We start from the raw sequence: 25,261 nt of genomic DNA, 5'->3' as shown, positions 1-25,261 counted from the left end.
GACCGGCGTCGGATCCGGGCCGGGGACGGCGGCGCATCCGGGCCGGGGACCGGCCCCGGACCCAGCCCGGGGACCGGCTACCGATCTAGGCCTTGGCGGCCACGGGAGCCTCGCCCGCGACCCGGCCCTCCAGCTCACGGCTGATCCTGCGCTCCACGAAGAAGGCGGCCGTCGGAACGGTCCCGGCGAGCAGCACCCACAGCTGCTTGCCCACCGGCCACTTCGCCTTGGAGCCCAGGTCGAAGGCGAAGACCAGGTAGAGGACGTAGAGCCAGCCGTGCGCGATGGCGACGACGCGGGTGAAGTCCGCGGCCCCGTCGACGTCCAGGCCGTACTTGGCGATCATGCCCAGGCACAGCAGGACCAGCAGCACACCGGTGACATAGGCCAGGACGCGGTAGCGGGTCAGCACGCTCTTCTTCATGCCGACGAGCGTAACGACCCGTTCCGGGAGATCTTGCCCCGGGTCATGTCTCCCGGATCCGGGTCACTCCTCGTCGAAGTCGTGCGCGGCGACCCGCAGCGGCCGGAGCATCGCGAAGATCTCCCCGCACTCCTCCGCGTCGTACACCCCGAGACCGAAGTCCATCGCCATCAGGTCGCGGGTGGCCTCCTCGACGACCTCCCGGCCCTTGTCGGTGATGACGGCGAGGGTGCCGCGGCCGTCGTTGGGATTGGGGCGCCGGGCGACCAGACCCGACTTCACCAGCCGGTCGACGGTGTTCGTCACCGAGGTGGGGTGCACCTGGAGCCGCTCGCCGATCTTCGACATGGTCAGCTCGCCCTCCTTGGAGAAGGTGAGCAGCACCAGCGCCTCGAAGCGCGCGAACGTCAGGCCGTACGGCTTGACCACGGCGTCCACCTCGGCGAGCAGGATCTGGTGCGCGCGCATGATCGAGGTGATCGCGGCCATGGACGGGGTGTTGCCCCAGCGCTGCTTCCAGAGCTCGTCGGCGCGCGCGATCGGATCGAAGGGGAGACTGGGCGGTTTCGGCACGCCTCCAGACCTTACCGGCCGGTCATATCGTGGTCAGCCCCGTCTCGGCCTTCGGTCCGCCGGACCTCCAGGGCCGACAGCACGCAGCAGACCGTCCCCAGCACACCGGCCCCCGTGACGGCGGCCGCCACGCCCACCAGCTCCGCTGCCACCCCGGCGAGCGCCATGCCCACGCCCTGGAACGTCATGAGCCCGGCGGTGAGCAGCGTCATGGCCCGTCCGCGCAGCTCCGGCGGCACGTCCCGGACGATCCACTGGTCGAGGCCGAGGGTGTACGCCGACCCGGCGCCCGAGACCACCAGCAGGAGCAGCGAGACGGCGAGACCGGGGTGGAGGGCGTAGCCGAGGTAGGGCAGCAGGGTCACACAGACGAGCGGCAGCGCGACGCGCTCGCGGGTGACCGGGCGCAGCCGGGAGCCCGCGTACAGCTCGCCGGCGATCGCGCCGACCGGCAGCGCGCACATCAGCAGGCCGAGGCCGGTGGGGCCGACGCCGAGGTCGTCGGCGTAGGGCGCGGACAGCGCCTCCGGGGCGACCGTGAAGGTCGGCGGCACCCAGAAGAGCAGCAGCAGCGCCCGTATCCGCCGGTCGGCGAGGATCTGCCGGGCGCCCTTGAGGGAGTCCGTGACCAGCGCGCCGCCGGTCCCGGCCCGGGCGGGGCGGCGGCGGGTGCCGAACCGCAGCAGCGTGGCGGAGGCCAGGAAGGTGCCGGCGGTGACGAGCAGGGCCTGGCGCGGGGAGGCGACGGTGAGCAGCAGCCCGCCGAGGCCGAAGCCGGCGAGCAGCGCGCTCTGCGCCGTGATGCGCAGCAGGGACCGGCCGAGGACGAAGAGGTCGCCCTCGCCGAGGATGTCCGCGAGGGTGGCCGTCCGGGTGCCCGCGAAGACCGGCGAGACGACGGCGAGGCAGCAGCGCAGCGCGAGCAGCACGGCGAGGGGGGCGCCCGGCGCCGTCATCGGCAGCACGCACACCGCGCACACCAGGTCACAGCCCACGAGCACGCGCCGGGCCGGGAAGCGGTCGGCGACCCCGGCGAGCAGGGTGCCGCCGACGACATAGGGCAGGAAGCCGAGGGCCCAGGCCAGGGCGCTCATCAGCGCCGAGCCGGTGAGGTCGTAGACGAGGACGGACAGCGCGATCTCGGCGACGATCACGCCGAGCATGGACAGCAGGTGGGCGGCGAAGACGGCGCGGAACTCCCGCACGGCGAAGACGCGGAGGTAGCCGCCGGCGGCCGGCGTTCCGGTCGCGGGCGCCCCCGGGGGCGCGGGTGCCGGGGGCGTGGTGACGTCTGACATGACGGCAGCGTGCTCGAAGGAGGGGTCCGGCCCTAGTGTTTCGGTCACCGCCGAATGTTCGAGAGGTGAGGTCGTGCCGTCGTACCTGCATTTCGGGGAGGACGACTTCCTGCGCTGCCGCTTCGCCGTGTCGCCGCTGTGGGAGACGCAGGAGGTCGCGCGCACCCTCAAGCGGCCCGACCGGCACGGCTACCACGCACCCTGGCTGCGCCGGATCCGCACGGCCGCCGAGTCCCTCGACCTGACCGGGCTGTGGCTGCTGATGCCGCGCCGGGGTCACTCCCCCGACTGGCTGTGCCCGCCGCCGGTCGGGCCCGCCGCCGGGTTCGAGGAGGAACTCGCGGCGGTCCGGGCCGCCGACCCGGAGGCCGCCCTCGCGGACACCGCCCGCTCGCTGGCGGACACCCCCGGCGCGCTGGACTCGCCCCGGGCGCGGGCCTGGCTGGCGGATCCGGACCGCATGATCCGGGAGCTGAGCGGGGTGCTGGAGGAGATCTGGCACACCCTCCTCGCGCCGGACTGGCCCCGGCTGCGGGCCCTGCTGGAGGCCGATGTCGCCTTCCACTCCCGACGGCTGGCCGAGGTGGGCCTGGGCGGGCTGATGCCGGAGATCAACCGGCGGTGCGGCTGGCGGGCCGGGACCCTGACCGTCGCCTCGAACGGCGAGCACGAGCGGCACCTGGGCGGGGCGGGGCTGGTGCTGATGCCGAGCGTGTTCTCGTGGCCGGACGTCGTGAGCGGCTTCGACCCTCCGTGGCAGCCGACGCTGGTCTACCCGGCGCGGGGCATCGGCGGCCTGTGGAACGACGGCGCCGCCCGCTCACCCGAGGCGCTCGTCCGGCTGCTGGGCCGGGGCCGGGCCGCCGTGCTCGGCGCGCTCGGCGATCCGGCGACCACCTCCGCCCTCGCCCACCGGCTCGGCCTCGCCCCGTCCTCGGTCTCCGCGCATCTGACGGTGCTGCGCGACTCCGGGCTGCTGGTGTCGCGGCGCTACGGCCACCAGGTGCTGTACGAGCGGACGCCGCTGGGGATGGCGCTGGTGTCGGGCGGACCTCAGTAGAGGCTGCGCAGGCCGAGGACGTCGCCCTTGCCGAGCGTGCGGGCGTCCGTGGAGCAGGCGAAGGAGCTCGCGTACATGGTGAGGTTCTCGTGCCCCGCGCCGGAGTGGCCGAGGCCGAAGACGTGCCCGGCCTCGTGCGTGGCGACGCTGCGGATGTCGTAGGCGTGCGTGCAGCCGCCGGTCGGGCGGTCGGTGAACGGGAAGTCATGGGTGTTGAAGCGGACGTCGGCCTCGAGCAGTTCCTCGGGGCCGTCGGGCACCGGCCGGCTCCAGGAGCAGGTCGTCGCGACGGCCTCGCCGCCGATGTCTCCCGCGTCCCACACGCTCAGCCCGTCCCGGCGGGTGCAGCGGGCGGCCCGGTCGATGCCGGCCTCGTTGCCGGTGACCGACAGGAACCTGGCTTTCGCCGTCACGTCGTCGTCGTAGCCGCAGTCGTTGCGGCTCGTGGTGATGGTGGCGATGGCGTTCTCGAAGGCCCGCCGGCCCTCGGCGTGGGACAGCCGGCCCGGCAGGGGTCCGTCGCCGATGAACCATTCGTACGTGCCGTACTCCTTGCGGCCCGCGGTGGAGTAGGCGCCGTCGGCACAGGGGGCGGGGGCGTCGGCGCGGGCCCGGGCGGCGGCCGGCGCGTGGGCCGCCTCGTAGGCGTAGGAGACCGTTCCGTCGGCGGCGACCGTCAGGGTGAACCCGTGCGCCGAGCCGTCCGCCGTGAGCGCGTCGACGCTGACCGTCGTGCCGGGCTCGGGCACCGCCACCCCGGCGCCGTCGTGGGTGACCACCCGGCCGACCGCGAGGCAGTCGAGCACGGACGCGCCGGCGGGCAGGTCGTCCACGGTCAGCTCGCCGCGGGCGAGAGCGCACCCGGACGGCCGAGGCGCTTCCCCCGCACGGACCACCGCCAGAGACGCCGCCACCAGGAGCGCCGCGACCGCCCTGCCGACCGGTCCCGGTCCACGCCGCCCTGCCACCGCACACTCCCCTTCAATGCCACGCCACCGCGCGGAACTTGATCGGCCTCGGGAGACATTAGCCAGGCGGCACCGGCTGAAAACCCCATCCGACATCACCCGTTCGAGCGACTACTCGGACAGGCGTTCCCTCGCGGTCCCTCCCGCTACGCCGGGCGCTCCCCCAGATGCCGTTCCACCGTCTCCACCTTGGACGTCAGTCCGTCCGTCACGCCGGGGCGGATGTCCGCCTTCAGGACCAGGGAGACCCGCGGGGCCCGCGCCTCGACGGCGGCCACGGCGCGCCTGACGACGTCCATGACCTCGTCCCACTCGCCCTCGACGGAGGTGAACATGGCGTCGGTGCGGTTCGGGAGGCCGGACGCGCGGACGACCCGGACGGCGTCGGCGACGTAGTCGCCGACGTCCTCGCCGACGCCCAGCGGAGTGACCGAGAACGCGACGATCATGCCTTCGCCACCGCTTCCCGGCGGGCGCGGGAGGCGATGACCGCGTCCTCGGCCTCGCGGCGCAGCCTGCGCTCGGCGAAGAAGCCGCCGGTCGGCAGGACCGACAGGACGAAGTAGAGGGCCGCGGTCCCCAGGGACCACTTCGCGCGGTTCCAGGCGTCCGCCCAGAACAGCACGTACAGGACGAACAGCACGCCGTGGACCATGCCCATCACGGGCACCGCGTTGAAGTCCGTGGTCCGCTTCAGCACCGAGCAGACCAGCAGCAGGAGGAACGAAACGGCCTCCGGGGCGGAGACCAGGCGCAGGCGGCGGAGGGCGGAGGCTGTCTTCAGGTCCACGGGTCACCTTCGGGGGGAGGTACGGGCGACGAACAGGTCGGTTTGTGAATGCACGCACAAGCGTTCGCCCATTGTGGCAAACGGTCCACCTAGGGGTGCGTTCAGGGTCGATGTCCACCCCCGGGTGCTGTTCGACCCACCCGTCCGGCCGATACCTTTCGCAGCGTGGCGATGTTTCGACTTCAAGGCAGCAAAGTGCTCGCCGTCGACATGACCGGGGACGCCGTGAAGGCGAAGAACGGCTCCATGGTCGCGTACGACGGGCAGATGGCGTTCAAGAAGCTCAGCGGCGGCGGTGAGGGCATCCGGGGGATGGTCACCCGGCGGCTCACCGGCGAGCAGATGACCATGATGGAGGTGAGGGGGCAGGGCACCTGCTGGCTGGCCGATCGTGCCTCCGAGATCAATCTCGTCCGGCTCCAGGGGGACAAGCTGTTCGTCGAGTCGAGCAATCTGCTCGCGGCCGACGGCGGACTCAGGACCGGGACGAGTTTCACCGGCCTGCGCGGCGCGACCCAGGGCAACGGACTGTTCACGACGACCGTCGAGGGGACCGGCCAGGCGGCCATCACCTCGGACGGGCCGGCCGTGGTGCTGCGCGTCAGCCCGCAGTACCCGCTGACCGTCGACCCCGGCGCCTACGTCGCGCACCAGGGGAACGTCCGGCAGACCTTCCAGTCCGGCGTGACCTTCCGCACGTTCATGGGCGAGGGCGGCGGCGAGGCCTTCCAGATCCGGTTCGAAGGGGACGGCCTGGTGTACGTCCAGCCGAGCGAGCGCAACACGATCGCGGGGGATGTGTGACATGACCTTCCGCGAGATCAACTCCAAGATGGTCGAGGCGACCGTCGTCCCCGGCCAGCGGCTCTTCAGCCAGCGCGGCGCCATGCTCGCCTACCGCGGCGAGGTGGCCTTCACGCCCAACGTCCAGGGCGGACAGGGCGGGGTCATGTCGATGATCGGGCGGCGGCTCGCCAACGAGGACACCCCCCTGATGACCGTCGAGGGCAGCGGCACCGTGCTCTTCGGGCACGGTGGCCACCACGTCCAGGTCATCCGGCTCACCGGCGACACGCTGTACGTCGAGGCCGACCGCCTGCTCGCCTTCGAGGGCACCCTCCAGCAGGGCACGATGTTCCTGGGCTCCCAGGGCGGGGTCATGGGCATGGTCCGGGGCCAGGTCAGCGGGCAGGGCCTGTTCACCACCACCCTGAAGGGCCACGGCGCCGTCGCCGTGATGGCGCACGGCGGAGTCTTCGAGGTGCCGATCACCCCGCAGCGCCCGGTCCATGTCGACCCCCAGGCCTACGTCGCCCACCACGGCGACGTCCGCAACAAGCTGTCGACGGCACTGGGCTGGCGGGACATGGTGGGCCGCGGCTCCGGCGAGGCGTTCCAGCTGGAGCTGAGCGGCAGCGGTGCGGTGTTCGTCCAGGCGTCGGAGGAGAAGCTGTGAGCATGTACGGGGCTCCGGGCGGCGGCCCGACGGTGCACGACCCGATGACCTTGCCGGTCGACGACAACGTGAACAGCTACACCTTCTGCGTGGAGCTCAAGGGGAGCCAGTGGTTCCTCCAGAAGGGCAAGATGATCGCCTACTACGGGTCGATCGACTTCAACGGCATCGGACACGGCCGTCTGGACCGTCTGGTGCGCACTTCGTTCCATTCGCCTCTGCACGCCAGCGACTGGGTCGTGGCGGAGGGCTCGGGCAAGATGCTCCTCGCCGACCGGGCCTTCGACGTGAATTCGTACGACTTGGACGACGGCAACCTGACCATTCGCTCGGGCAATCTCCTCGCTTTTCAGCCAACTCTGTCGCTCAAGCAGTCGATCGTGCCGGGATTTCTCACGCTGATCGGAACCGGCAAGTTCGTCGCCGCATCTAACGGTCCGGTGGTGTTCATGGAACCGCCGATCCGGGTCGACCCGCAGGCACTCGTCGGGTGGGCCGACTGCCCCTCTCCGTGCCATCACTACGACCACGGGTACATGACCGGCCTGATGGGCGGTCTACGTGCGATGACAGGCCTCGGAGGGGCCTCCGGGGAGGAGCACCAGTTCGAGTTCGTAGGGGCCGGCACGGTGCTGCTCCAGTCGACCGAACTGCTCATGGCGGAGCAGGCGACGGGGGCGGTTCCGCACGAGCCGGGAGTGCCCGGCGGGGGTGGCGTGCCAGGTGGGCACGGCGGCCACGGCGCGCAAACCGGCGCACCGCGCCTTCCCGGACAGCTGGGAGACCTCCAGCGTCGCTTCGGGCTGTGAGCGGTAGTCTGCGGAGTGTGACATCGAACGCGTGCGCACCGTCACACCGCCCTCACTAGTTCGCCTTTCAACATTTTAGGTAGACTTCAATTATGGAGACCGAAACGGCCACGCGCTGGCTGACCGATGCGGAGCAGTGCGCCTGGCGCACCCACCTGGAGGTCAACAGGCTGTTGACGTACCAGCTCGAAAAGGATCTCCAACCGTTCGGTCTGACCATGAACGACTACGAGATCCTGGTGAATCTCTCCGAGTCGGAGGGCGTCCGGATGCGGATGAGCGACCTCGCGTCCGCCACCCTCCAGTCCAAGAGCCGTCTCTCGCACCAGATCACCCGTATGGAGAGCGCGAACCTGGTGCGCCGGGAGAACTGCGAGTCCGACCGCCGCGGCCTGTACGCGGTCCTGACGGAGCACGGCCTCGAGACGATGCAGAAGGTCGCTCCCCACCATGTGGAGTCCGTGCGGCGGCACTTCGTCGACCTGCTCTCCCCCGAGGCCACGGCGGAGCTGTCCAAGGCCCTGAAGCCCGTAGCGGAGCACCTCCGCGGGCAGCGGGGACGCCCGTGAGGGACTCCCGCCGGCCGATCGGTCCAGGCGATCGGGCCGGGCGGTCGGTCTAGGCGGTCGGCAGGCGGAGCTCGAACAGGGCTCCGCCTGTCGGCGTCTCACGGACCGTGAGCGTGCCACCGTGCCGGACGGCCACGTCGCGGGCGATCGCCAGCCCGAGGCCCGCCCCGCCGTCGTCACGGCCGCGGGCGTCGTCGAGCCGTACGAACCGCTCGAAGATACGCTCCCGGTCCGCCTCGGGCACGCCGTCCCCGTCGTCGGCGACCTCGACGACGGCCTGCCCGTCCGCCCTGCGCACGGTCACGGTGACCGCCGAACGGGCGTGCCGGTGCGCGTTGTCGAGCAGGTTGGCCAGCACCCGTCCCAGCTGCCCCCGCGATCCGGCCACCTCCAGGGGCGACCGCTCCGAGGCCGCGCACTCCGGGGCCGCTGACTCCGACAGCGACTCCGGAGAAACAGGCTCGCCGGAGACCGACCTGCCGGAAGCCGACCTGCCGGCGTCCGCCTCCACGGCCACGGTCACGTCCGCCTCCATCTCCACCTCCACGTCCGGTCGTCCGGCCGCCTCCTCGCGGGCCAGGGCCGCCAGGTCGACCCGCGCGCCGGCCACCGGCCCCTCCCCCGCGTCCAGCCGGGCCAGCAGCAGCAGGTCGGCGGCCAGCCGCTGGAGCCGCACGGTGTCCTCGACCGCGCCCGCCACGTCCAGCAGCCCGGGGTGCGCGAGACCCACCTCGAGCTGGGTGCGCAGCGAGGCGATGGGGCTGCGCAGCTCGTGCGAGGCGTCGGCGACGAACCGGCGCCGGCGTTCCACGGACGTCTCCAGCGCGGTCAGCGTCTCGTTCGTCGTGCGGGCGAGCCGGGCGACCTCGTCGTGGGTGTCCGGCTCGGGCACCCGGCGGGTCAGTTCCGCGGCGGCGGTGATCGCGGCCAGCTCCCGCCGGATGTCCTCGACCGGGCGCAGCGCCCGCCGGGTGACGAGCCAGGTCACTCCCGCGACCACGGCGAGCAGCAGGGGGAAGCCGATCAGCAGGACGGTGAGCGCGGTGCGCACGGCGCTCCGCTCGGCGGCCAGGGACGCACCCGCGTAGACGGTGAGCAGGCCCTTCTTCGGGTCCCGCACGTCCACGGCGGCGAAGCGGTAGTCGGCCGTGTCGCCGTCGACGGTCGCGGAGCCGTCACCGGAGCGGGTCTCGTCGCCGACCTCGCCGGGTGCGAGCGGGTCCTCGCCGGGGTCGTCGTCGAGGCCACCGCCCCCGGCGGCCTCCCCGGCGCCGTCCCCGGCGTCCTCTCCCGGCGCCCCGCTCGCCTTCTCTCCCGCGTCCCCGCCCGCCGGCTCGACCGGATCCTCGCCCGGCTCCTCCGAGGGATCGTCCCCGGTGTCCTCGTCCTCCCCCGACGACGCCACGCGCGTGCCGGCGCCGCTGATCCGCTCCAGGTCCTCGGTGGCGGCGACCTGCGCGCCGTGCGCGTCGACGACCTGCACCACCCGTTCGTCGTCGTCCAGCGAGGAGAGCCTGTCGTACGGCGTGCCGAGGGCCAGTTGGGCGGCGACGGTCCGCGCGGAGCGCTCCGCCTGTCCGTCGGCCTGGCCGGTGAGGCTGGAACGCAGCGACAGCAGCACGGCCGTCCCCGCGGCGAGGAGCGCCACCGCGACCACGCACGTGGCGCCGAGCGTCGCCCGGGCCCGCACGGACCCGAACCGGCGGTTCATCGCGCCGTCTCCGGCCGCTGCTCCAGCCGGTAACCGGCGCCGCGCACCGTCCGGATGAGCTCCGCGCCCAGCTTGCGGCGCAGCGCGCTGACGTACACCTCGACGATGTTGGGATCGCCGTCGTAGGCGAAGTCCCAGACGTGGTCGAGGATCTCGGTCTTGGACACCACCTCGCCGGCCCGCACGACCAGCTGTTCCAGGACGGCGAACTCCTTGGTGGTCAGCGCGGCTTCGGCCTCCCCGCCGCCGTTGCGCAGGAACACCCGCCGGGCGGCCGTGTCCACCCGCAGATCGCCCAGGACGTGCACGGCCGGAGCCCCGGCGCCCCGCCCGCCCCGGCGCAGCAGCGCCTTGACCCGGGCGACCAGGACGACGTACGAGAACGGCTTGGTGAGGTAGTCGTCCGCGCCCGTGTCCAGGCCCTCCGCCTCGTCGTACTCGCCGTCCTTGGCGGTCAGCATGAGGATCGGGACGTCGTTGCCCGCGGCCCGCAGGGTGGAGCAGACCCGGTAGCCGTTCATGCCGGGCAGCATGACGTCGAGGACGATCAGGTCGTACGGCGACCCGCTCGCGCGGTGCAGCCCTTCGAGCCCGTCGTGGACGACGTCCACGGTGTAGCCCTCGGCGGTCAGCCCGCCGGCGAGCGACCGGGCCAGTCGCTTCTCGTCCTCCACGATCAACAGCCGCATGGCACCAGGGTGCCAAACCGAACCTGAAGTGATCTTCAGGCTGCTTCAGCGTGCCTTCAGGTCCGTTCAGGCAGCTTGGTCCCCGTCGAAGCCGAAGCAGGCAGAGAGCACACCGACCGGGAGGAAACCCCATGAAGCGCAAGCTCGTCATCGCCGCCGTCGCCACGTCCGTCGTCATCGGCGCGGGCACGGCGGTCGCCTTCGCGGACGACGGGGCGCGGACCGGCGCGGCGGAGGTGCGGGCGGCCGGGCAGGCGGCCGCCGACCCGGCCGAGGGGAGCACGGCTAGCTCCTCGAAGGCCACCGCCGCCGAGGTCATCGCGGCCGCGCTGCGGCACACGCCGGGCACCGCCGTCGGCGCCGACCGGGAGGACGACGGCGCCGACGCGGGCACCTGGCACGTGGACGTGGTCGGGGCCGACGGCGTCGAGCGGACGGTCGCCGTCTCCCCCGACACCGGCAAGGTCGTCGGCGCCCACCGCGACACCGACGACGCCGCGGACGCCGAGGACGCCGAGGACGCCGAGGACGCCGAGGACGCCGAGGACGCCGAGGACGCCGAGGACGCCGAGGCCAAGGACTCCGACGACTCCGACGAGGGCACCGACGACGCCGACGACGCCGGGGCGGACCTCGCCGCGCTGAAGGGCGCGGACGTCGACGCCCGCGAGGCCGCGCTGGCCGTCGCCGCCAAGGGCGCGGTGACCGACGTCGATCTGGACGACGACGACCGCGCCACGGTCTGGAGCGTGGACACCGCCAAGGCCGGCGAGTGGCAGGTCGACGTGCGCACGGGCAAGGTCACCCAGGAGCTCGACGACTGACCAGGCGTCCGGGCGGTCGGACGGTCCGTCAGGCGAGGGGCACGAGTTCGCTCGTGCCCCTCCGGGCGCCGCGGGCCACGGCCGCCGCCGTCATCAGCACCACCGCCCCGGTCAGCGCGAAGCACACCGTCACCGGCAGCCGTCCGGCCAGCGCTCCGGCGACCGCCGTCCCGGCGGTGCTGCCCGCGTTGACGGCCGTGTTGACCCACGCCCCGGCCCGCACCCGGGCCTGCGGCGCCGCGATCTCGTCGGCGACGAGGTACGCCGTGGTGAGCGCCGGCGAGACGAAGAACCCGGCGGCCGCGACGGCGAGGGCCAGCGTGCCGAGTCCGGGCGCGAGGCCCGCCCCGCACAGCGTCAGCCCGAGCCCCGCCGTGAGCAGCGGCAGCCGCGCGCCGTGGGAAGCCCGCCAGGTGACGGCACCGTTGAGCAGCCCGCCGACGGCGCTGCCGGCCGACAGCGCGGCCAGCACCCAGGCGGCGGCCGACCCGCCGGCCCCGTGCCCGTGGCGCTCGGCGAACGCCACGACCAGCAGATCGACCACGCCCAGCGCGAGTCCCACGCCCGCGACGGCGGCCACCGGCCGCCCGAGCCCGCGCAGACCGCCGCCGCCCCGGCGCACGGTGGCCTTGCCCGGCCCCACCGCCCGCACGGCCGGCGACGTCAGGAAACCGGCCGTGCCCCCGGCCATCAGGGCCGCGCCGACGACGATCCCCGCGACCGGCGGTGCGAAGCCGACGAGCGCGCCGACCAGCAACGGCCCGGTGACGAAGAGGAGTTCCTCGGCGACCCCGTCGAGGCTGTACGCCCGCTGCAGCAGGGCGCGGTCCGGGGTGAGCCTGCCCCACACCGCCCGCATGGTCGGCCCCAGCGGCGGCACACAGGCGCCCGCGGCGGCGGCCAGGGCGCCCAGCACCGGAGCCGGGGCGCCGGCCGGGCGGGCCAGGGCCAGGGTGAGCAGGACGAGCACCACGAGATGGGCGGCGGTCATCGGGACGAGAGCCCGGCACGGCCCGTGCCGGTCGATGAGGGCCGCCCGGGCGGGCGAGAGGAAGACGGTGGTGGCGCCGAACAGGGCCATCACGGTGCCCGCCACCGCGTACGAGCCCGAGGAGCGGGTCACGGCGAGCATCAGGGACAGCGGGACGATCCCGTACGACAGCCGCCCGGTCAGGGCGGCGGCGAAGGTACGGCGGGCATGCGGAACGCGCAGGACGACGGCATACGAAGGCCGCACGGCAGGTGAAGCGGACATGAGGAGTTCCTCGACTCATGGCAGGAGAAAGGGGACGCCTGATCGCCGCGAGCGGGGCGGCCGCAGGCCGCTCACCGGTCACGGGCCGAGGCGGGCCCTACGCCAGGAGAAGGAACATGGACGGGACGGTATCAGCACGGCCCGGACGCCGGCGACGCCTTTCTTCCACGGACGGCGCATCGGCTCGTCGGCTCGTCGGCCCGCCCCGGGAGGCGGGCCGCGCGTCAGCCCTGGGTCAGCCCCGCCACCAGTTCGTCCGCCGCCCGGTAGGGGTCCAGTTCACCGGCGACGATGCGCTCGGCGAGGGCGCTCAGCCGGCGGTCGCCGTGCAGGTCACCGATGCGTTCGCGCAGGGCGGTGACGGCGATCGTCTCGACCTCGCGGGCGGCGCGGGAGCGGCGGCGCTCGGCGAGGACGCCGTGCTCCTCCATCCACGCGCGGTGCTTCTCCAGTGCTTCGACGACCTCGTCGACGCCCTCGGCGCGGGCGGCGACCGTCTTCACGATCGGCGGGCGCCAGTCCCCGGGGCCGCGGGCCTCCCCCAGGCCGAGCATGTGGTTGAGCTCGCGGGCGGTGGCGTCGGCGCCGTCCCGGTCGGCCTTGTTGACGACGTAGACGTCGCCGATCTCCAGGATCCCGGCCTTGGCGGCCTGGATGCCGTCGCCCATGCCGGGGGCCAGCAGGACGACACTGGTGTCCGCCTGGGAGGCGATCTCGACCTCCGACTGGCCGACGCCGACCGTCTCGACCAGGATCACGTCGCAGCCGGCCGCGTCCAGGACCCGGATCGCCTGCGGGGCCGACCAGGCGAGGCCGCCCAGGTGGCCGCGGGTGGCCATCGAGCGGATGTAGACGCCGGGGTCGGAGGCGTGCTCCGACATCCGGACGCGGTCGCCGAGCAGGGCGCCGCCGGAGAACGGCGAGGACGGGTCGACGGCCAGCACCCCGACGCGTCTGCCCTGCTTGCGATAGGCGGTGACCAGCGCGGACGTCGACGTGGACTTGCCCACGCCCGGTGAACCGGTCAGGCCCACCACATACGCGTTGCCCGTGAGCGGGGCCAGCGCCTCCATGACCTCCCTGAGCTGCGGGGACGCCCCCTCCACCAGGGAGATCAGCCGGGCCACGGCCCGTGGCCGGCCTTCCCTGGCCTGGGCGACCAGCGAGGAGACGTCCTGCATCACAGCTCCGTTCAGATCCGTTCAGGGTGAGACGTGCACGCGGCGTACGCCGGTGCTCAGGCCTTGGGTACCCGCACGATCAGCGCGTCACCCTGGCCGCCGCCGCCGCACAGCGCGGCCGCGCCGACCCCGCCGCCCCGCCGCTTGAGCTCCAGCGCCAGGTGCAGCACGAGACGGGCGCCCGACATGCCGATCGGGTGGCCCAGGGCGATCGCCCCGCCGTTCACGTTCACCTTTTCCGTGGACACGCCGAGGTCCTTCATTGACTGCACCGCCACGGCGGCGAAGGCCTCGTTGATCTCGACCAGGTCGAGGTCGGAGACCTCCAGGCCGTCCTTCTTCAGGGCGTGCAGGATGGCGTTGGAGGGCTGGGACTGGAGCGAGTTGTCCGGCCCGGCCACGTTGCCGTGGGCGCCGATCTCGGCGATCCACGAGAGGCCCAGCTGCTCGGCCTTGGCCTTGCTCATCACGACCACCGCGGCCGCGCCGTCGGAGATCTGCGAGGAGGTGCCCGCGGTGATCGTGCCGTCCTTGGTGAACGCGGGGCGGAGCTTGCCCAGGGACTCCGCGGTGGTGTCGGCGCGGATGCCCTCGTCCTTGCTGAAGAGGACCGGCTCGCCCTTGCGCTGCGGGATCTCGACCGGGGTGATCTCGGCCTCGAAGATGCCGTTCTTCTGCGCGGCGGCGGCCCTCTGATGGCTCAACGCGGCGATCTCGTCCTGCTCGGGGCGCGCGATGCCGAGCCGCGCGTTGTGCTTCTCCGTGGACTCGCCCATGGCGATGTTCTCGAAGGCGTCGGTCAGACCGTCGTACGCCATCGCGTCGAGCATCTCGATCGCGCCGTACTTGAAGCCCTCGCGGGACTTCGGCAGCAGGTGGGGGGCGTTGGTCATGGACTCCTGGCCGCCGGCCACCACGATGTCGAACTCACCCGCGCGGATCAGCTGGTCGGCGAGCGCGATCGCGTCGAGGCCCGAGAGGCACACCTTGTTGATGGTGAGCGCCGGGACGTTCATCGGGATGCCGGCCTTGACCGCGGCCTGCCGGGCCGGGATCTGCCCGGCCCCGGCCTGGAGCACCTGCCCCATGATCACGTACTGCACCTGGTCGCCACCGATCCCCGCACGGTCGAGGGCGGCCTTGATGGCGAAGCCGCCGAGGTCGGCTCCGGAGAAGGACTTCAGGGAGCCCAGCAGTCGTCCCATGGGCGTCCGCGCGCCCGCGACGATCACCGAGGTCGTGCCGTTGGTACCAGTCGAGTCAGTCATGAGCTGCGATTCCCCTTACCGGCCTTGCACGGGCCGAGGAGTGAACGAGGGTTTACTTCGAATGTACTGAGTGGCACTCCGTGCCGTCATCGGGCCGTCAGTGTGATCGCGCGCACGTTGCGTAACCATCACGGCCGCGCTCCACTAACACCATGCTGACGCGAATCGACCACATCGGGATCGCCTGCCACGACCTCGACGCGACCGTCGAGTTCTACCGTTCCACTTATGGCTTCGAGGTGTTCCACTCCGAGGTCAACGAGGAGCAGGGCGTGCGCGAGGCCATGCTCAAGATCAACGATACGTCCGACGGCGGGGCCTCGTACCTGCAGCTCCTGGAGCCGACACGACCGGATTCGACCGTCGCCAAGTGGCTCGACAAGAACGGGGAGGGCGTCCACCACATCGCTTTCGGTACGGCGGATGTCGACGCGGACTCCGCGGACATCAGGGACAAGGGCGTACGCGTTCTGTACGAAGAGCCGCGACGCGGCTCCATGGGGTCACGAATCACCTTCCTGCATCCAAAGGATTGCCACGGAGTACTGACAGAACTGGTCACTTCGGCGGCCGTTGAGTCACCTGAGCACTGACCCTCGTACATATGGGCCGGTAGGGTTGGGGGCGGTCGCCGCTCACACCGGGGCGACCCGGTCCTGCCGTACGGCGGCGGGACGCAGCCGGGGTCCGGGTTTCGGGGGACGAGCGTCGGGGCAGCAGCCCATGCTCCGTCGTTGATCTGACACCATTCCCCGGGAGCCCCGTCCGGCGGATGGACGGAGCTCGTTCGGGAAGCTTGCGACCAGGGACGGATGGGACCGCGCAGTGCGGGGCTACGAGAGCCAGGAGCGGGAGCCGGCGGCTGACGTCGACCACCTGACTCGGTTCGAAGCCGAGATGAAGCGGCTGAAGACCGAGCGGGAAAAGGCGATCCAGCATGCCGAGGACCTCGGCTACCAGGTCGAGGTGCTGCGCGCCAAGTTGCACGAGGCGCGTCGCACCATCATGTCCCGGCCCGCCTTCGACGGCGGCGACATCGGGTACCAGGCCGAGCAGATGCTGCGGAACGCGCAGATGCAGGCCGACCAGTTGCGGCAGGACGCCGAACGGGAGCTGAGTCAGGCCCGGGCGCAGACGCAGCGGATCCTCCAGGAGCACGCCGAACAGGCGGCCCGGCTCCAGGCGGAGCTGCACCAGGAGGCGGTGGCCCGCCGTCAGCAGCTCGACCAGGAGCTGGCCGAGCGCCGGCAGAACGTCGAGTCGCACGTCAACGAGAACGTGGCGTGGGCCGAGCAGTTGCGGGCCCGCACCGAGGCTCAGGCGCGCCGGCTGCTCGACGAGTCACGGGCCGAGGCCGAGCAGGCGCTCGCGGCCGCCCGGGCCGAGGCCGAACGGGTGGCCGCGGAGGCCCGCCAGCGGCTCCAGGCCGACGCCGAGGCGACCCGCGCGGAGGCCGAGCAGCTGCTGCTGCGGGCCCGCACGGACGCCGAGCGACTGCTGAACGCCGCCTCCAGCCAGGCCCAGGAGGCCAGCGACCACGCCGAGCAGCTGCGCACCTCCACCGCCACGGAGTCCGACGCGGCCCGCCGGCAGGCCGGTGAGCTCAGCCGCGCGGCCGAGCAGCGCATGTCCGAGGCCGAGGAGGCGCTGCGCAAGGCGCAGGCCGAGGCCGACAAGGTGCTCGCGGAGGCGAAGGCCGCCGCCGAGAAGACGCTCTCCGGCGCGGAGTCGGCGAAAGAGCAGCGCACCCGTACGGCCAAGGAGCAGGTCGCCCGGCTGGTCAGCGAGGCCACCAAGGAGGCCGAGACCACCAAGGCGGACGCCGAACAGGCGCTGGCCGACGCCCGCGCCGAGGCCGAGAAGATCGTCGCGGAGGCCTCCGAGAAGGCCCGCACGCTCACCGCCGAGGAGAGCGCGACCCAGCTGTCGAAGGCGGCGAAGACCGCCGAGGACGTCCTGAACAAGGCGCAGCAGGACGCGCAGAACACCACCAAGGCGGCCGCCGAGGAGGCCGAGCGGATCCGCCGCGAGGCGGAGACCGAGGCGGACCGGCTGCGGGCCGAGGCGCACGACATCGCCGAGCAGCTCAAGGGTTCGGCGAAGGACGACACCAAGGAGTACCGCGCCAAGACGGTCGAGCTCCAGGAGGAGGCCCGTCGGCTGCGCGGCGAGGCCGAGCAGCTGCGCGCCGACGCGGTCGCCGAGGGCGAGAAGATCCGCGCGGAGGCCCGCAAGGAGGCCGTCCAGCAGATCGAGGAGGCGGCCAGGACCGCCGAGGAGCTGCTGTCCAAGGCGAAGGCCGACGCGGACGAGCTGCGCCAGAAGGCCACCTCGGACAGCGAGAAGGTGCGCACCGAGGCCATCGAGCGCGCCACCACGCTGCGCCGGCAGGCCGAGGAGACCCTGGAGCGCACCCGCGCGGAGGCCGAGCGCCAGCGCGACGAGGCGGTGGAGCTGGCCGAGACCATCACCTCGAACGCCGAGCAGGCCGCGCAGGAGCTGCGCGAGGAGACCGAACGCGGCGTCGAGGCACGGCAGGCCGAGGCCGCCGAGGAGCTGACCCGGCTGCACACCGAGGCGGAGGCCCGGCTCGCCTCCGCCGAACAGGCGCTGGCCGACGCCCGTGAGGAGGCCGCGCGGATCCGCCGCGAGGCCGGCGAGGAGACCGACCGGCTGCGCTCGGAGGCCGCGGAGCGGATCCGCACCCTCCAGCAGCAGGCCGCCGCCGAGGCGGACCGGCTGCGCGACGAGGCCGCCGCCGACGCGTCCGCCTCGCGCGCCGAGGGCGAGGCCGTCGCCGTACGGCTGCGTTCCGAGGCCGCCGCCGAGGCGGAGCGGCTGAAGTCGGAGGCGCAGGACACCGCCGACCGGGTGCGCGCGGAGGCGCAGGCCGCCGCCGAGCGGCTGGCCACCGAGGCGTCCGAGACGCTGGCCGCCGCCCAGGAGGAGGCGCTGCGGCGCCGCCGCGAGGCCGAGGAACTGCTCGGCTCCGCCCGCCAGGAGGCGGACCAGGAGCGCGAGCAGGCCCGTCGGCAGAGCGAGGAACTGCTGGCCTCGGCGCGCAAGCGCGTGGAGGAGGCGCAGACCGAGGCCGTCCGGCTGGTCGAGGAGGCCGACCGGCGGGCCAACGAGATGGTGTCGGCGGCCGAGCAGCACGCGCAGCAGGTGCGCGAGTCCGTCGCCGGGCTGCACGAGCAGGCGCAGGACGAGATCAACGGGCTGCGTTCGGCCGCCGAGCACGCGGCGGAGCGCACCCGGCGCGAGGCCGAGGAGGAGGCGGACCGGGTCCGCTCCGACGCCTACGCGGTCCAGGAGCGGGCGGCCGAGGACGCGAACCGGGTCCGGCGCGAGGCGAGCGAGGCGTCGGAGGCCGCGCAGGCCCTGGCCGAGCAGACCGTCGGCGAGGCGATCGCGGAGGCGGAGCGGCTGCGCTCCGAGGCGTCCGCGCACGCCCAGCGGGTCCGTACCGAGGCCTCGGACACCATCGCCCAGGCCGACCAGGACGCCTCGCGCACCCGCGCCGAGGCCCGGGACGACGCCAACCGCATCCGCTCGGACGCGGCCACGCAGGCCGACACCCTCATCACCGAGGCGCGCAACGAGGCGGAGCGGCTCCAGACGGAGACCATCGCCGAGGCCGAGCGTCTGCAGTCCGAGACGATCGCGGAGACCGACCGGCTGCGGGCCGAGTCGGTCGCCAAGGCGGAGAAGCTGATCTCGGACGCCGCCGGGGACGCGGAGCGGCTGCGCGCCGAGGCCGCCGAGACGGTGGGTTCCGCGCAGCAGCACGCGGAGCGGATCCGCACCGAGTCGGAGCGCGTCAGGACGGAGGCGGCCGCGGAGGCCGACCGTCTGATGAGCGTCGCCCGCGAGGAGGCGGACTCGACGCTGGACGAGGCCCGCAAGGAGGCCAACAAGCGGCGCTCCGAGGCGGCCGAGCAGGTCGACACCCTCATCACGGAGACCGCGGCCGAGGCGGACAAGCTCCTCACGGAGGCGCAGCAGCAGGCGCAGCAGGTCACGGCGGACGCGGAGGCGCAGGCCGACTCGATGGTCGGCGCGGCCCGCAACGAGGCCGAGCGACTGGTGTCCGAGGCGACCGTCGAGGGCAACTCCCGGGTGGAGAAGGCCCGTACGGACGCCGACGAACTGCTGGTCGGCGCCCGCCGGGACGCGACCGCCATAAGGGAGCGGGCCGAGGAGCTGCGCGACCGCATCACGAGCGAGATCGAGGGACTGCACGAGCGGGCCCGCCGTGAGGCCGCCGAGACGATGAAGTCGACCGGCGACCGCTGCGACGCGCTCATCAAGGCGTCCGAGGAGCAGCTCGCCAAGGCGCAGGCCAAGGCGAAGGAGCTGGTGTCGGACGCCAACTCCGAGGCGGGCAAGGTCCGCATCGCCGCCGTGAAGAAGGCGGAGGGGCTGCTCAAGGAGGCCGAGCAGAAGAAGGCGACGCTCGTGCGCGAGGCCGAGGAGCTCAAGGCCGAGGCGATCCGCGAGGCGCGGCGCACGGTCGAGGAGGGCAAACGCGAGCTGGAGGTCCTGGTGCGTCGGCGTGAGGACATCAACGCCGAGATCTCCCGGGTCCAGGACGTGCTGGAGGCGCTGGAGTCCTTCGAGGTCCCGGCCGGCGGCAAGGACGGGGTCGTCAAGGCGGGCGCCACCATCGGGGCTCCACGATCGGGTGGGAAGGCGTCGGACGGCTAGCGGAATGTGTGAATTGCGTTAAAGTCTGTGGCCTTTGACCGGACCTTTGGCAAGCGGTCTGCCGCTCAGCCACCCAAAAGGGGTGTCATTCTCCAGATCAAACACGTATACGCTCGATGACACACCGTTCAGGCCCCTAGGATTCCCCCTATCACCTCACCGGTCTCATTCGACAGGAACCCCATGAGCGACACTTCCCCCTACGGCTTCGAGCTTGTGCGGCGTGGGTACGACCGCGCTCAGGTGGACGAACGCATCTCGAAGCTCGTCTCCGACCGTGACAGCGCTCTGGCCCGTATCACTGCTCTGGAAAAGCGCATCGAGGAGCTCCACCTCGAGACGCAGAACGCCCAGGCCCAGGTAAGCGACGCGGAGCCGTCGTACGCCGGTCTCGGCGCGCGTGTCGAGAAGATCCTCCGCCTCGCCGAGGAAGAGGCCAAGGATCTGCGCGAGGAGGCCCGGCGCGCCGCCGAGCAGCACCGTGAGCTCGCCGAGTCGGCGGCCCAGCAGGTGCGCAACGACGCGGAGTCGTTCGCCGCGGAGCGCAAGGCCAAGGCCGAGGACGAGGGCGTCCGGATCGTCGAGAAGGCCAAGAGCGACGCGTCGCAGCTGCGTTCCGAGGCGCAGAAGGACGCGCAGTCGAAGCGTGAGGAGGCGGACGCCCTCTTCGAGGAGACCCGCGCGAAGGCCGCCCAGGCCGCCGCCGACTTCGAGACCAACCTCGCCAAGCGCCGCGAGCAGTCGGAGCGCGACCTGGCGTCCCGTCAGCAGAAGGCGGAGAAGCGTCTCGCGGAGATCGAGCACCGCGCGGAGCAGCTGCGCCTCGAGGCCGAGAAGCTGCGCACCGACGCCGAGCGCCGGGCCCGTCAGACCGTCGAGACGGCGCAGCGCCAGGCCGAGGACATCGTGGCCGACGCCAATGCCAAGGCGGACCGCATCCGTTCCGAGTCCGAGCGCGAGCTGGCGGCCCTGACCAACCGCCGCGACTCGATCAACGCCCAGCTGACGAACGTCCGCGAGATGCTCGCCACGCTGACCGGCGCCGCGGTGGCCGCGGCCGGCACGCCGTCCACGGACGACGAGCCGATCTCCCGCGGGGTCCCGGCGCAGCAGTCCCGGTAACCTCCACCGGCACGGCGACCGAGCATCGGCGAAGCCCTCCGCCACTCCGGTGGCAGAGGGCTTTGTCGCGCTTTAGCGTGGCCGCATGATCGAGCTGGCGGGCCTGACGAAGCGGTACGGCGAGAAGGTCGCGGTGAACAACCTGACCTGCACCGTGAGACCGGGCATCGTCACGGGCTTCCTCGGGCCCAACGGCGCGGGCAAGTCCACCACCATGCGGATGATGCTGGGCCTCGACCGGCCGACCGCCGGGGACGTCCGGATCGACGGGCAGCACTACGACCGGCAGAAGGACCCCCTCAAGTACATCGGCGCCCTGCTGGACGCCAAGGCCATGCACGGCGGGCGCAGCGCCTTCAACCATCTGCTGTGCCTGGCGCAGAGCAACGGCATCCCGAAGAGCCGGGTGCACGAGGTGCTGGACACCGTCGGTCTCACCTCGGTGGCGAAGAAGAAGGCCAAGGGGTTCTCGCTGGGGATGGGGCAGCGGCTGGGCATCGCGGGCGCGCTCCTCGGCGACCCCCGGATCCTGATGTTCGACGAGCCGGTCAACGGGCTCGACCCCGAGGGCATCCACTGGATCCGCAACCTGATGAAGTCCCTGGCCGCGCAGGGGCGGACCGTGTTCGTCTCCTCCCACCTCATGAGCGAGATGGCGCTGACCGCCGACCACCTCGTCGTCATCGGGCAGGGCCGGCTGCTGGCCGACACCTCGATGGCCGACTTCATCGCGCAGAACTCGCGCTCGTACGTCCGTATCCGCACCCCGCAGCGGGAGCGGCTGCTCGACGTGCTGCACGGCGCCGGGATCCCGGCCGTCGAGTCCGGCAGCGGGGCGCTCGAGGTCGACGGCGCCAAGTCCGAGCACATCGGGGAGCTGGCCGCGCGGCACCAGATCGTGCTGCACGAGCTGAGCCCCCAGCAGGCCTCCCTGGAGGAGGCGTTCATGCAGCTGACGGCGGAGTCGGTGGAGTACCACGCGCACACGGACGCACCCCCCGCGCAGATCGGGCGGCCGGGACGGGCCGGGGAGCCCGCACCGCAGTGGGGCGACGACTGGACGAGGAGCTGACGATGGCGGCGACCCAGGTCATCCGGTCCGAATGGACCAAGATCCGGTCAGTGGCGTCCACCGTGTGGACGCTCTCCCTCGCCGTGGTGGTCACCATCGCCCTCGGCATGCTGATCTCGGCGCTGTCGAGGAACGAGTTCGACAACATGAGCCGCGACGACCGGCTCTCCTTCGACCCCACCTTCATCAGCTTCGCCGGGATGAGCCTCGGCCAGCTCGCGATGATCGTGTTCGGGGTCCTGGTGGTGTCGAACGAGTACAGCACCGGCATGATCCGCACCTCGCTGGCCGCCGTGCCGCAGCGCGGCGCCTTCCTGTTCAGCAAGATCGCGGTGGCCACCGGGCTCGCGCTGGTCGTCGGGCTGGCCACCAGCTTCGTCACGTTCTTCCTCGGGCAGGCCGTGCTCGGCTCCCACAAGGCGTCGATCGGGGACACCGGGGTCCTGCGGGCGGTCATCGGCGGGGGTCTGTACATGACGCTCATCGCCGTGTTCTCGATGGGCGTGGCCACGATGCTGCGCTCGCCGATGCTGTCGCTCGGCATCCTGATGCCGTTCTTCTTCCTGATCTCCAACATCCTGGGCAACGTCTCGGCGACGAAGAAGATCGGCCGGTATCTGCCCGACCAGGCGGGCAGCAAGATCATGCAGGTGGTCACGCCGGTCGACGACGACACCCCGTACGGGCCCTGGGGCGGGTTCGCCATCATGGCGCTGTGGGCGGCCGCCGCGCTCGCGGGCGGCTACCTCCTGCTGAAGAAACGCGACGCGTAACGCTTTGGGCTTTGCTTTCATTTGAGCGGAACCGTCAGCGCCCCGATATCCTCCTAACCCTTACGGGGGCGTGTGCCCTGCTGTCCTGAACCTTTCGATGGGTGCGGAGCATGATCGAAGCAGTCGGCCTGACCAAGCGCTACGGCGACAAGACCGCTGTGTACAACCTTTCCTTCCAGGTACGGCCCGGCGCCGTCACCGGCTTCCTCGGGCCCAACGGCTCGGGCAAGTCGACGACCATGCGGATGATCCTGGGCCTGGACAACCCGACCTCCGGGACGGTGACGATCGGCGGCTATCCGTACCGCAAGCTGCCGAACGCCGCCCGCCAGGTCGGCGCGCTGCTGGACGCCAAGGCGGTGCACGGCGGCCGGCACGCCCGCAACCACCTGCTGAGCCTCGCCCAGCTGTCCGGCATCCCGGCCCGGCGGGTCGACGAGGTGCTCGGCGTCGTCGGCCTCCAGGACGTGGCGCGCAAGCGCTCGAAGGGCTTCTCCCTGGGCATGGGCCAGCGGCTCGGCATCGCGGCCGCGCTGCTCGGCGACCCGCAGGTGCTGCTCTTCGACGAGCCGGTCAACGGCCTCGACCCCGAGGGCATCCTCTGGGTGCGCAATCTGATGAAGTCGCTGGCCGCCGAGGGCCGCACGGTGTTCGTCTCCTCCCACCTCATGAGCGAGATGGCGGTGACCGCCGATCACCTGATCGTGATCGGGCGCGGACAGCTGCTCTCCGACATGAGCGTGAAGGACTTCATCTCGGCCAACTCCGCCGACTTCGCCCGGGTCCGCACCCCGCACACCGAACCCCAGCTGCGCGAGAAGCTGGCCTCGGCGCTCACCGAGGCGGGCGGCCATGTGCTGCCCGAGCAGGACGGCGCGCTGCGGGTGACCGGGCTGCCGCTGCCCCGCATCAGCGACATCGCCCACGACGCCGACGTCCGCCTGTGGGAGCTGTCGCCGCACCAGGCTTCGCTGGAGGAGGCGTACATGCGGATGACGCAGGGCGCCGTCGACTACCGGTCCACCATCGACCAGAAGGCCGGCCTCCACCAGCAGCCGCTGCCCGGCGCGCAGCCCCCCATGCCGGTGCCGGGCCAGGGCCAGCCGGGCTGGTACGCCCCGCCGCCCCCGCAGCACCCCGGATACGCGCCGCCGCAGCCGGCCCAGACGCCCCCGGCGGCCTCCTACGGGGCGTACGGCGCCCCCGGAGCGCCCGCCACGGCTCCCGGCCCGAACGGGGCCAACCCGTACGCGCAGGCGCCCGCACAGGCCCCGGCCCAGCCGGCCGCCCCGGCGTCGCCGGAGAAGGCGCCGCCCGCGTCCGCGCCGGTGGCCGCCCCGGCCCCGGCCGCGCCCGCCGCACCCGCCCCCGACGCCGCCCCGACCAAGTCCGAGGACGCCCGATGAGCACCCCGCAGCACCCGTCGCCGCAGGCCGCGCCCGCCTGGCAGGGGGCGCCCGGCCCCGCGTACGCCGCGGCCGGCCCCGCCTACACCTCGCCGATCCCGATCGTGCGCACCCACCTCGGGCACGCCATCGCCTCGGAGTGGACCAAGATCCGGTCGGTGCGCTCCACGATGTGGACGCTCGGCGTGTTCGTCCTGCTCGTCATCGGCATCGGCCTGCTGGCCGGCGCGGTCGTCGCCGCGAACGCCACCGAGGAGGACCTCGCGGGCGACACCGCCCTGTCGTTCGGCTTCTTCGGGCTGCTCCTCGGCAGCATGTGCGTCATCACGCTCGGCGTGCTGACCACCGCCTCGGAGTACGGCACCGGCATGATCCGGACGACGATGGTGGCCTGCCCGTCCCGCGGCCGGGTGCTCGCCGCGAAGGCGGTCGTGTTCTTCGCCGTCGCGTTCGTCGTGACGCTCGTGTCCTCGGGCTTCGTCGCCATGGTGGACGTCGGCATGCTGAGCGACGCCCGGCAGCCGACCGGCTCGGAGTGGCTCAAGGCCACCTTCGGCGTGTCCCTCTACATCGCGCTGCTCGGGCTGATCTCGCTGGCCGTCGGCTCGATCATCCGGCACTCGGCCGGCGCCATCACCATCATGATCGGCGTCCTGCTGGCCCCGCTGGTCATCGCGATCTTCATGTTCTCGTCCTCGCTGGAGGACCTGCGCCAGGCCCTGTTCGAGTACTCGATCCCGAACCAGCTGGGCGTCTTCTACTCGTCCTCGCTCACCGAGAGCGGGCCGAGCGGCTGGGACCCGCTGTGGATCGCGCTCGGCGTCACCGCCGCCGTGCTCGGCGGCGCCTTCGCCCTGCTGGAGAAGCGCGACGTCTGACGGCTAGAACCTCGGCGCGTTACGGGACCGCCGCACCCCCGGGGTGCGGCGGTCCCGTGCGTTCCAGCACGCCTTGTGCCAGTGCCGGCGGTCGTCGACGCCCGCGTGCTCGGGCCACACGACGACATGCGGCACACCGTCGGGGATCAGCTGGTCGCAGCCCGGGCACCGGTACGCCTTGCCCTGGGCGCTCGCGCCGGCCACGTGCCGCACACTCCACTGCTCTCCCTGCCAGCTCTCCCCGGACTGCCAGCCGCCGTAACGGCTCGCGCGGTCGTCCTCGGCGCTCCGGCCGGACGAGCCCTCTTCCTTGGGGCGGTTGCGACGCGGGGACACGGGACACCTCACGGGGCTGTACAGGGAGCAGGAGTGGTGTCCAGCCTACGCGGCGTGCGCGCGGGTACCCGTAGGGCAGCGATCCCCCACAA

25 protein-coding genes are annotated in these 25,261 nt (G+C 72.5%); 13 read left to right on the top strand and 12 right to left on the bottom strand.

What is annotated here, in order from left to right; all coding sequences use genetic code 11:
* Positions 1-85: 85 nt before the first annotated feature.
* The 3 genes from J2X68_RS18005 to J2X68_RS17995 all read right to left on the bottom strand — a co-directional run bounded on the left by J2X68_RS18005 (position 86) and on the right by J2X68_RS17995 (position 2,295).
* On the bottom strand, positions 86-424 hold the full coding sequence (locus J2X68_RS18005; protein ID WP_267018378.1) for a DUF3817 domain-containing protein: 339 nt from the start codon (positions 422-424) through the stop codon (positions 86-88).
* 63 nt (positions 425-487) lie between these two features.
* The gene (locus tag J2X68_RS18000) at positions 488-997 is read right to left on the bottom strand and encodes a MarR family transcriptional regulator (RefSeq protein ID WP_310433554.1); all 510 of its coding nucleotides are present in this window, start codon (positions 995-997) and stop codon (positions 488-490) included.
* Positions 998-1,008: 11 nt separating this feature from the next.
* A complete protein-coding gene (locus J2X68_RS17995; protein ID WP_310433553.1) occupies positions 1,009-2,295 on the bottom strand; it encodes an MFS transporter in 1,287 nt (428 codons plus the stop codon).
* Between the two features lie 73 nt (positions 2,296-2,368).
* On the opposite strand from J2X68_RS17995, the gene J2X68_RS17990 reads away from it, so the two are divergent.
* Positions 2,369-3,355, top strand: coding sequence for a DUF5937 family protein (locus J2X68_RS17990; protein ID WP_310433552.1), 987 nt, complete (start codon positions 2,369-2,371; stop codon positions 3,353-3,355).
* Here the strand turns inward: J2X68_RS17990 and J2X68_RS17985 are convergent.
* From J2X68_RS17985 to J2X68_RS17975, 3 genes are all read right to left on the bottom strand, one after another.
* Entirely contained in the window at positions 3,349-4,323 is a 975-nt protein-coding gene (locus J2X68_RS17985) for a matrixin family metalloprotease (protein WP_310433551.1), read from the bottom strand. The two genes, J2X68_RS17990 and J2X68_RS17985, sit on opposite strands and share 7 nt — an antisense overlap.
* Before the next feature lie 146 nt (positions 4,324-4,469).
* Positions 4,470-4,772, bottom strand: coding sequence for an MTH1187 family thiamine-binding protein (locus tag J2X68_RS17980; protein ID WP_310433550.1), 303 nt, complete (start codon positions 4,770-4,772; stop codon positions 4,470-4,472).
* On the bottom strand, positions 4,769-5,113 hold the full coding sequence (locus J2X68_RS17975) for a DUF3817 domain-containing protein (RefSeq protein WP_310433549.1): 345 nt from the start codon (positions 5,111-5,113) through the stop codon (positions 4,769-4,771). The genes J2X68_RS17980 and J2X68_RS17975 overlap by 4 nt, the downstream gene beginning before the upstream one ends.
* A 171-nt stretch (positions 5,114-5,284) precedes the next feature.
* Here J2X68_RS17975 and J2X68_RS17970 point away from each other — a divergent pair, with 171 nt between their 5' ends.
* From J2X68_RS17970 to J2X68_RS17955, 4 genes are all read left to right on the top strand, one after another.
* Complete coding sequence (locus J2X68_RS17970) at positions 5,285-5,917, top strand: AIM24 family protein (RefSeq protein WP_310433589.1); 633 nt, start codon at positions 5,285-5,287, stop codon at positions 5,915-5,917.
* 1 nt (position 5,918) lies between these two features.
* Entirely contained in the window at positions 5,919-6,569 is a 651-nt protein-coding gene (locus J2X68_RS17965; RefSeq protein ID WP_054239883.1) for an AIM24 family protein, read from the top strand.
* Between the two features lie 2 nt (positions 6,570-6,571).
* Positions 6,572-7,378 (top strand): AIM24 family protein, encoded by an 807-nt coding sequence (locus tag J2X68_RS17960; RefSeq protein ID WP_310433588.1) that lies wholly within the window; start codon positions 6,572-6,574, stop codon positions 7,376-7,378.
* A gap of 92 nt (positions 7,379-7,470) precedes the next feature.
* A complete protein-coding gene (locus J2X68_RS17955) occupies positions 7,471-7,947 on the top strand; it encodes a MarR family transcriptional regulator (protein WP_310433548.1) in 477 nt (158 codons plus the stop codon).
* Between the two features lie 49 nt (positions 7,948-7,996).
* Here J2X68_RS17955 and J2X68_RS17950 read toward each other — a convergent pair whose 3' ends face one another.
* Together J2X68_RS17950 and J2X68_RS17945 are read right to left on the bottom strand one after the other, a co-directional pair.
* A complete protein-coding gene (locus J2X68_RS17950; protein WP_310433547.1) occupies positions 7,997-9,658 on the bottom strand; it encodes a HAMP domain-containing sensor histidine kinase in 1,662 nt (553 codons plus the stop codon).
* Complete coding sequence (locus J2X68_RS17945; RefSeq protein ID WP_310433546.1) at positions 9,655-10,347, bottom strand: response regulator transcription factor; 693 nt, start codon at positions 10,345-10,347, stop codon at positions 9,655-9,657. Before J2X68_RS17945 ends, J2X68_RS17950 begins: the two co-directional genes overlap by 4 nt.
* A gap of 131 nt (positions 10,348-10,478) precedes the next feature.
* Between J2X68_RS17945 and J2X68_RS17940 the strand changes: the two genes are divergently transcribed.
* Positions 10,479-11,171: a PepSY domain-containing protein gene (locus tag J2X68_RS17940; protein WP_310433545.1), complete on the top strand. Its 693-nt coding sequence runs from the start codon at positions 10,479-10,481 to the stop codon at positions 11,169-11,171.
* A gap of 28 nt (positions 11,172-11,199) precedes the next feature.
* Here J2X68_RS17940 and J2X68_RS17935 read toward each other — a convergent pair whose 3' ends face one another.
* The 3 genes from J2X68_RS17935 to J2X68_RS17925 all read right to left on the bottom strand — a co-directional run bounded on the left by J2X68_RS17935 (position 11,200) and on the right by J2X68_RS17925 (position 14,875).
* On the bottom strand, positions 11,200-12,426 hold the full coding sequence (locus J2X68_RS17935) for an MFS transporter (protein WP_310433544.1): 1,227 nt from the start codon (positions 12,424-12,426) through the stop codon (positions 11,200-11,202).
* Between the two features lie 224 nt (positions 12,427-12,650).
* The gene (gene meaB / locus J2X68_RS17930; protein ID WP_310433543.1) at positions 12,651-13,607 is read right to left on the bottom strand and encodes a methylmalonyl Co-A mutase-associated GTPase MeaB; all 957 of its coding nucleotides are present in this window, start codon (positions 13,605-13,607) and stop codon (positions 12,651-12,653) included.
* A gap of 56 nt (positions 13,608-13,663) precedes the next feature.
* On the bottom strand, positions 13,664-14,875 hold the full coding sequence (locus J2X68_RS17925) for an acetyl-CoA C-acetyltransferase (protein ID WP_310433542.1): 1,212 nt from the start codon (positions 14,873-14,875) through the stop codon (positions 13,664-13,666).
* Positions 14,876-15,027: 152 nt separating this feature from the next.
* On the opposite strand from J2X68_RS17925, the gene mce reads away from it, so the two are divergent.
* The 7 genes from mce to J2X68_RS17890 all read left to right on the top strand — a co-directional run bounded on the left by mce (position 15,028) and on the right by J2X68_RS17890 (position 24,833).
* Positions 15,028-15,468, top strand: a complete 441-nt coding sequence (mce, locus tag J2X68_RS17920) for a methylmalonyl-CoA epimerase (protein WP_310433541.1) — start codon at positions 15,028-15,030, stop codon at positions 15,466-15,468.
* A gap of 232 nt (positions 15,469-15,700) precedes the next feature.
* The gene (gene scy, locus J2X68_RS17915) at positions 15,701-19,582 is read left to right on the top strand and encodes a polarized growth protein Scy (protein ID WP_310433540.1); all 3,882 of its coding nucleotides are present in this window, start codon (positions 15,701-15,703) and stop codon (positions 19,580-19,582) included.
* Between the two features lie 183 nt (positions 19,583-19,765).
* On the top strand, positions 19,766-20,704 hold the full coding sequence (locus J2X68_RS17910) for a cellulose-binding protein (protein WP_079659495.1): 939 nt from the start codon (positions 19,766-19,768) through the stop codon (positions 20,702-20,704).
* An 85-nt stretch (positions 20,705-20,789) separates the two neighbouring features.
* Positions 20,790-21,776, top strand: a complete 987-nt coding sequence (locus tag J2X68_RS17905; RefSeq protein WP_310433539.1) for an ABC transporter ATP-binding protein — start codon at positions 20,790-20,792, stop codon at positions 21,774-21,776.
* A gap of 2 nt (positions 21,777-21,778) precedes the next feature.
* Complete coding sequence (locus J2X68_RS17900) at positions 21,779-22,549, top strand: ABC transporter permease (RefSeq protein ID WP_310433587.1); 771 nt, start codon at positions 21,779-21,781, stop codon at positions 22,547-22,549.
* A 110-nt stretch (positions 22,550-22,659) separates the two neighbouring features.
* On the top strand, positions 22,660-23,955 hold the full coding sequence (locus J2X68_RS17895) for an ATP-binding cassette domain-containing protein (RefSeq protein ID WP_310433538.1): 1,296 nt from the start codon (positions 22,660-22,662) through the stop codon (positions 23,953-23,955).
* On the top strand, positions 23,952-24,833 hold the full coding sequence (locus tag J2X68_RS17890; RefSeq protein ID WP_310433537.1) for an ABC transporter permease subunit: 882 nt from the start codon (positions 23,952-23,954) through the stop codon (positions 24,831-24,833). Before J2X68_RS17895 ends, J2X68_RS17890 begins: the two co-directional genes overlap by 4 nt.
* A 3-nt stretch (positions 24,834-24,836) precedes the next feature.
* Here the strand turns inward: J2X68_RS17890 and J2X68_RS17885 are convergent, their stop codons facing one another.
* Positions 24,837-25,169, bottom strand: coding sequence for an ATP/GTP-binding protein (locus J2X68_RS17885; RefSeq protein WP_310433536.1), 333 nt, complete (start codon positions 25,167-25,169; stop codon positions 24,837-24,839).
* Between the last annotated feature and the right edge of the window lie 92 nt (positions 25,170-25,261).

This window comes from Streptomyces sp. 3330, from assembly GCF_031456635.1.
In the GTDB taxonomy this organism is placed as follows: Bacteria; Actinomycetota; Actinomycetes; order Streptomycetales; family Streptomycetaceae; genus Streptomyces.
This window is presented reverse-complemented; position numbering and strand designations above follow the sequence as displayed.

What these genes read in the sequence shown, in the direction of transcription:
- J2X68_RS18005 (WP_267018378.1), bottom strand. Translation starts at nt 424, where the DNA reads ATGAAGAAGAGCGTGCTGACCCGCTACCGCGTCCTGGCCTATGTCACC.
- J2X68_RS17995 (WP_310433553.1), bottom strand. Translation starts at nt 2,295, where the DNA reads ATGTCAGACGTCACCACGCCCCCGGCACCCGCGCCCCCGGGGGCGCCC.
- J2X68_RS17980 (WP_310433550.1), bottom strand. Translation starts at nt 4,772, where the DNA reads ATGATCGTCGCGTTCTCGGTCACTCCGCTGGGCGTCGGCGAGGACGTC.
- J2X68_RS17970 (WP_310433589.1), top strand. Translation starts at nt 5,285, where the DNA reads ATGTTTCGACTTCAAGGCAGCAAAGTGCTCGCCGTCGACATGACCGGG.
- J2X68_RS17965 (WP_054239883.1), top strand. Translation starts at nt 5,919, where the DNA reads ATGACCTTCCGCGAGATCAACTCCAAGATGGTCGAGGCGACCGTCGTC.
- J2X68_RS17960 (WP_310433588.1), top strand. Translation starts at nt 6,572, where the DNA reads ATGTACGGGGCTCCGGGCGGCGGCCCGACGGTGCACGACCCGATGACC.
- J2X68_RS17955 (WP_310433548.1), top strand. Translation starts at nt 7,471, where the DNA reads ATGGAGACCGAAACGGCCACGCGCTGGCTGACCGATGCGGAGCAGTGC.
- J2X68_RS17950 (WP_310433547.1), bottom strand. Translation starts at nt 9,658, where the DNA reads ATGAACCGCCGGTTCGGGTCCGTGCGGGCCCGGGCGACGCTCGGCGCC.
- J2X68_RS17945 (WP_310433546.1), bottom strand. Translation starts at nt 10,347, where the DNA reads ATGCGGCTGTTGATCGTGGAGGACGAGAAGCGACTGGCCCGGTCGCTC.
- J2X68_RS17940 (WP_310433545.1), top strand. Translation starts at nt 10,479, where the DNA reads ATGAAGCGCAAGCTCGTCATCGCCGCCGTCGCCACGTCCGTCGTCATC.
- J2X68_RS17935 (WP_310433544.1), bottom strand. Translation starts at nt 12,426, where the DNA reads ATGTCCGCTTCACCTGCCGTGCGGCCTTCGTATGCCGTCGTCCTGCGC.
- meaB (WP_310433543.1), bottom strand. Translation starts at nt 13,607, where the DNA reads ATGCAGGACGTCTCCTCGCTGGTCGCCCAGGCCAGGGAAGGCCGGCCA.
- J2X68_RS17925 (WP_310433542.1), bottom strand. Translation starts at nt 14,875, where the DNA reads ATGACTGACTCGACTGGTACCAACGGCACGACCTCGGTGATCGTCGCG.
- mce (WP_310433541.1), top strand. Translation starts at nt 15,028, where the DNA reads ATGCTGACGCGAATCGACCACATCGGGATCGCCTGCCACGACCTCGAC.
- J2X68_RS17910 (WP_079659495.1), top strand. Translation starts at nt 19,766, where the DNA reads ATGAGCGACACTTCCCCCTACGGCTTCGAGCTTGTGCGGCGTGGGTAC.
- J2X68_RS17905 (WP_310433539.1), top strand. Translation starts at nt 20,790, where the DNA reads ATGATCGAGCTGGCGGGCCTGACGAAGCGGTACGGCGAGAAGGTCGCG.
- J2X68_RS17900 (WP_310433587.1), top strand. Translation starts at nt 21,779, where the DNA reads ATGGCGGCGACCCAGGTCATCCGGTCCGAATGGACCAAGATCCGGTCA.
- J2X68_RS17895 (WP_310433538.1), top strand. Translation starts at nt 22,660, where the DNA reads ATGATCGAAGCAGTCGGCCTGACCAAGCGCTACGGCGACAAGACCGCT.
- J2X68_RS17890 (WP_310433537.1), top strand. Translation starts at nt 23,952, where the DNA reads ATGAGCACCCCGCAGCACCCGTCGCCGCAGGCCGCGCCCGCCTGGCAG.